The 5,629-nt window shown below is 51.3% G+C and carries 6 protein-coding genes; all 6 read right to left on the bottom strand.

From position 1 onward, the window contains the following. The coding region (locus tag ACYCZJ_RS16325; protein ID WP_461555282.1) for a CoB--CoM heterodisulfide reductase iron-sulfur subunit B family protein at positions 1-838 on the bottom strand (838 nt) is incomplete at its 3' end. After that, a complete protein-coding gene (locus ACYCZJ_RS16320; protein WP_461555281.1) occupies positions 831-1,601 on the bottom strand; it encodes a 4Fe-4S dicluster domain-containing protein in 771 nt (256 codons plus the stop codon). The genes ACYCZJ_RS16320 and ACYCZJ_RS16325, both read right to left, overlap by 8 nt. A gap of 68 nt (positions 1,602-1,669) precedes the next feature. Further along, positions 1,670-2,542, bottom strand: a complete 873-nt coding sequence (locus ACYCZJ_RS16315) for a hypothetical protein (RefSeq protein ID WP_461555280.1) — start codon at positions 2,540-2,542, stop codon at positions 1,670-1,672. After that, positions 2,517-3,566: a CoB--CoM heterodisulfide reductase iron-sulfur subunit A family protein gene (locus ACYCZJ_RS16310; RefSeq protein WP_461555279.1), complete on the bottom strand. Its 1,050-nt coding sequence runs from the start codon at positions 3,564-3,566 to the stop codon at positions 2,517-2,519. The genes ACYCZJ_RS16315 and ACYCZJ_RS16310 overlap by 26 nt, the downstream gene beginning before the upstream one ends. Beyond that, on the bottom strand, positions 3,567-4,910 hold the full coding sequence (locus ACYCZJ_RS16305) for a heterodisulfide reductase-related iron-sulfur binding cluster (protein ID WP_461555278.1): 1,344 nt from the start codon (positions 4,908-4,910) through the stop codon (positions 3,567-3,569). Positions 4,911-4,959: 49 nt separating this feature from the next. Next, on the bottom strand, positions 4,960-5,629 hold a 670-nt coding region (locus ACYCZJ_RS16300), incomplete at its 5' end, for a 4Fe-4S dicluster domain-containing protein (protein ID WP_461555277.1).

Here is a 5,629-nt window from a genome sequence, read left to right as displayed (position 1 = left end):
ACAGCCCCATGGCCAGACCAAGCAACTGTGTAAAGTACAAAATCTTCACATTGGTTTTGATACCAAATTCAGTTTCAGCACGCACCTGATGCATTTCCAGGCCGGAGTGGCATGTTGGACATTCGGTAGCAATCACTTCCGCACCTGCATCCTCCGCTGCCTGAATAATATTCAGCACCAGTTGGGTTGAAGTATCCGCATCGGACAGGGTATGAGCACCCCCGCAACATGCAGTCTTGAGCGGGAAATCCACATTGATTGCACCCGCTGCACCCAACAGGTCATCCATAAAGTGCGGTTTGTAGCTGGACTCGGAACCGGGTCCCTGATCTTTTTCAGGATAAATCTGGCGCGGACGCGTATACATGCAGCCATAGTAGTTGGCGATCTTGATACCGTTCAGACTCTTGGAGATTTTTTGTTTAATCCCTTCGGTACCCAGATCCTCCATCAGCCATTCGAGCAGGTGAACAGTACGTACATCGCCCTTATAGACCGGGTCGTCGGATTTCTTGGCCAGATCCTGAACGGTTTTCAGTGATTCTTCCGAAGTGGCTAATTCATATTCAGTCATTTTCAGATTCATATAGCAACCGTTGCAAGGAGCCATGACCGTATCGTAGCCCATTTGCTCGCTGGCGATCGCCATGTTGCGGGCGGACATGTAGGTTTGCAGCATCGGATGAATATTTTTCACCTCCATCGCGCCACAACAGTTCCAATCCTGCAGCGTTTCCATTTCCAGACCCAGGCTCTTGACCAGTGCACGGGTGGAACGATCGTAAGGGCCGCCGGAACCTTCAAGCGCGCAACCCGGATAGTAGGCAACTTTAGCCATGTGCCAACTCCTTCTGTTCTTTCACATATTGTTTCAATACGTCACCGGTACGTCCCCAGGACTTCGTTTTGGGTTTGATGAACATCGCCAGCCCCATATGTAGAGAATGCATGATCGGGGTACGTGCCAGGAACTTGATAATGTTACCCTGGCGCAATTCTGTCCACTTGTTCATGCGCGCCACAAAAATACCCAGCCAGCCGTGCAACGCCATTTGCATCACGTCCTGCTTACTGTTCTTGAAAAAATTCGTCATCACTTCAGAGTCTTCGATGCGGCCACGCTCCAGACACTGGCGAGTAAATTCTTCGTCGAAAATACTGGAATTGGATTTTGGTCCGTAGCCTTCTTCCTCGATCCAGTGCGCCAGCGCCTTCATCACACCCTCGGGGCGCACATCTTTCGGACAGATATTGGTGCATTTATTGCAAGAAACACACTGCCAGATAATATCTTTATCTTTCAGGATTTCATCCGTGAGGCCTAGACGAACCAGATAAATCCAGTAACGCGGATTGAAATCGGTATTCTGAGCGTACATCGTGCAGGAATTGGTACATGAGCCGCACTGCCAGCAACGGTGAACATTTTCTGCGCCGGAATATGTTTTGAGTTTAGTTTCAAAATCATCATCATAATCCTTCAGGGTGCGCGGCAGGATCATGGTGTTCCAGTGACCTGACACATCCACTCCGTCTACGACCAGTTTGTCACTGGTAATCAGACGATCTGCGTCGATCAGTGTTTTTTCGTGAATTGCCATTGAAGCTTCTCCTAAAATCTATAACCCTGGAGCACCCGCTGCCCCATTTAAATTTCGCACAATTGGACTTAATGAACCGTGTCGCGCTTGACCCTGGATTGCCCGGCCTTGCGCTCTGCATCTATTCCGAGAAACTTCTTCAACTGCTCTTGCGGTGTTATACCTCGACCAAAATCTGCGCTCAACATGCCTTCTGCCATTGAGCGAAAATACTCCGAGTAAGCTTGCGCCTGTACCAGATCAATCCAGAACGGTACATCCTTGTACAAACCCTGCTCGGCAATCTGCTCAGCCAGCCAGGCACGCGCTCCTTCAAACATTTCCGGGCTGTTACCCAGCGGCACATCGGGCAAGGAATCATTGCCCCGAATAAATTCACGCAACGCGCCACTTACCGTATTCTGATCCCACACCCAGCGCGTCATCAGCGGATACTTGGCCGGATTATTGAAGTGCAGCATTTCCGCTCCAAAATCGAATGCCGCGCGCCGATTTTTAGCAGCCTGCTTGCGCGTTTCCTTGTCGGCCGTTTCATCTATCTGCACGATCTCGGAAAATGCCTGCAACCTTTCAACCAGCGCTCCATCCCCATAGAGCAAATCCTGAATCGCCTTCCGGGTCACTGCAACACCTAAAGCTTGCAACGTCGGGAATACCCGGCGCCGGGCGGAAAACACCGTCTCCAGCAACGCTTCAATACCATCCATCGTCAGAGATGGTATATTCTGCACGTTAAGCAAGCTAGAAAACAACTGGCTTTTCATTTGCAGGCTGGTCAACAGCGCTTCCAGTCCCGCCGCATCTTCCGCCTGGCTATTCAACTTCGCAAAGTGTTGCTGAAACTGGCCCGAATCCAGAGCGACTGACAGCGAACCTGGCACAATCGTGTCAGCCTCACCGGCAGGAACCGCGCTATCAGGCTGCTTTTTGAACCAGAGCATTCATGTCACCAACAGCGCGCATGGCCATAGCCAAACCATGAGAGATGCTGGTATCAATGTCTTCCGGACCCAATGCGGCACCACCCACATAGATACCACGGCGCGTGCTGCTGAAGCTGCTGGTGTACTGTTCGCCTTTTTCAACGAAACCATGCTTCTCCAGACCGATACCGAACACTTTTGCAAGCTCAGGGTTTTCCTCGCTAGGATCCATGCCAATGGCATGAACCACGATGTCCATGGGGATGACGATAGGACGCTTTACCAGCGTGTCTTCACCCTTGACCAGCAAGCGGTTATCGGCAGATTTGGTAACCTCGGCGATACGTGCCTTGACGAATTTGGTCTTGTATTCTTCCTGGGATTTCCAGTAGAACTTGTCTTCGTACAGACCAAAAGTGCGGATATCCATGTAATAAATGAATACGTCTGTTTGTGGGGAAATTTCCTTGATTTCCATGGCCAGATTGGTGGATACAGTGCAGCAAATCTTCGAGCACCACTCGCGACCGATCTGCCGATCACGCGAACCCACGCACAGCAAAATCGCTACACGTTCAGGCACGCGCCCATCTGACGGGCAGGCAATTTTTCCGCTGGACACCATTTGCTCCATCTGGGTGGTGGTCAGCACATCCTCGTAGGTGCCAAAGCCCCACTCAGGCTTGTTAATGGAATCGAAATGCGTGAAACCAGTGCCGAGAATGATGCTACCGACATTGACACTTTGACCATTGGATAGTGTAACGGTGAAATTTCCTGCCTCGCCTTCCACTTTCACCACTTTGGTGGATTTGTGAATGGTCACGTTGGGACTATCTTCAACACGCTTGACCATGCGACCGATAGCATCCTTGGCCCACTCGCCGGACGGTACCAGCTTGGCATAACCGGACAGGATGGGCGCACCACCCAGCACAGCTTCCTTTTCCACCAGAACCACCTTCTTGCCGATAGAGGCAACGCCAGCAGCGGCAGACAGACCCGTGGGGCCTGCGCCCACAACCAAAACAGTATCAGACATTTAGCTCGCTCCTAGTGCCAATTCAGGGTTATACAAATATTCAATATTGCCAGCTTCGACTTCCTTGAGGTAAGACTCGAATGTTTTCTTGGCTTCGGTCCAGGACATGCCCATTTTTTCCACCAGCTCTTCGCAGGGAGAGGCATGCCATTGCAACTGTACAATCTTGAACGGGTCTGCACCACAGGCCAGCGCAGCAAATTGCACATCAGCCATAATAGGCACGGCGAAATCATTATCGTGAGCCTTGCCGATCCACTGGTTCTTGTCCATAGTGGTAATACAACCAGTGTCGATGCCCAGCATCACATCCGCATTGGCTTCTTCTCGTGCCACGCGAATCTTGCGGTCCATGGTGAAGGAACGCGTGAACTCGCGCTCGGAAATAATGTGCCGGAAGCCAAACCCGCAACAGTCGTACCATGTTGAGTAGTCGATGAGCTGGGCGCCGAGCGCCAATGCCACGGAGCTGCCGACAGCGGTACGATTGCCACCCAGCACGCTGGGGTCGTAAATCGCATCTTCGTGCACCATCTTGTAGTAATGGCAGGCCGCGTGCATGGTCACACGAATGTTGGACACATCGACGGTCTGCAGTTCGGAAGCGATGCGATTGCGCATCACGTGCACCCACTCGGAGTAGTGAATGATCTCTTCCGGGATGACCAGTTTGCCATCAACAAGACGCCCCAACTTGCCAAGAATCTTGGTGACACGCTCGCGCAATTCAGCCGACTCAACAAGGTACTTGCGGATTTCCTTGTAGTTGCCGAAGGATGTTCCGCAATGCACCAGCGGAAAGAAATGACCCGCTTCGAAACCATGCTGTTTGCCGGAAATATAAGCCTGGTGGAAATTACGCATGAACACAGCCGCCAGAGACTCGACGTTGCCGATACCAGAGCCGTGATAGTTCCATGCGGTACAGGAAGTCTGGTCGGTTTCATCCAGATAGTCTTTACCTGGTTCGAAACCAAACTTGTTCATGAACCACAGCAAGGAGGTTGGGTAACCAGGGATATTTCCACACTGGCCGCAGGATTTGTGGTGCCACAACTGCATAGTCGGCACTTTTTTGGTCCAACCGAACAGGGTTTGCACTTCAATTGGTTTATGCGCATCAGTAATGCGATGGACGATAATCTGGCCATCCTTCTCCAGTTCCCACATGTGATCGCGAATGTCATCCATGCGCTCACCCAGATCAACGGTACGCTTGTCTACGTGCTTGCGTACCCACTCGGTGGCTTTCGCGGCTTCGGCGCCAGAGAGGTTGGTTTGCTGGAAGAAAGAACCGTGTCCAGCTATGCCTTCGGTTTCGTTGCTATCCACAATATTGCTCATGGTCAAGCTCCTGAATTAAATGTGCTTAGTCTAAGGTTGAGACGAACGACTATTTGTCTTCCTGCTCTTCCAACCACTCTTCGTACTCTTCACGCTTTTCGTCGATGAAATCTTCGATCACGTCAAACAGATTCTCGTCCATCGCCTCAAGCGAAGACAATACGCCGGTCATTTCCCAAATGGTATACATCTCAACCGAGGTTTTCAGCGAGACTTCCCATGCAGTATCGGTGGTCTGCAATGTGCGCACAGGAATTGCCTTGCGCAGCGTCTTGAGATCGCCTTCGACTTTCTGGATATTCGGACCCCAATCCGGGAAATGATCCGGCTGAATCATGTCCGGTGAAAGCTGATTGCCCGTTGTAATCAACTTGAGCATCACGCGGCCAAAAGGACGCAACACGTCTTTGGCAGATTGCATCCCGTGCTTGATGGACACCTCACGCATGATCATGACCAGACCACCCGGGGAATTCTTGAACGGGCAACGCGCTGCACAAGTCATGCACTGGGCGCACGCCCATATTTTTTCCTGCATCGCGTCATAAATCTGCTCAACGTTTTCGGTCCAGAGCAGCTGAACGATCTCGCGCGGGCTGTAATCATAAAATTGAGCAGACGGACACGTAGCGGTGCAAATACCGCAATTCAGGCAGCCGTTCAACTCATGATCGTAGCGGAAATCGCTACGAATATCGTCATAAATTTCGCGCATTTCA

The organism is Sulfuriferula sp. (genome assembly GCF_054605375.1).
The sequence above is the reverse complement of the archived record's forward strand: the minus strand, read 5'-3'. Positions and strand labels throughout refer to the sequence as shown.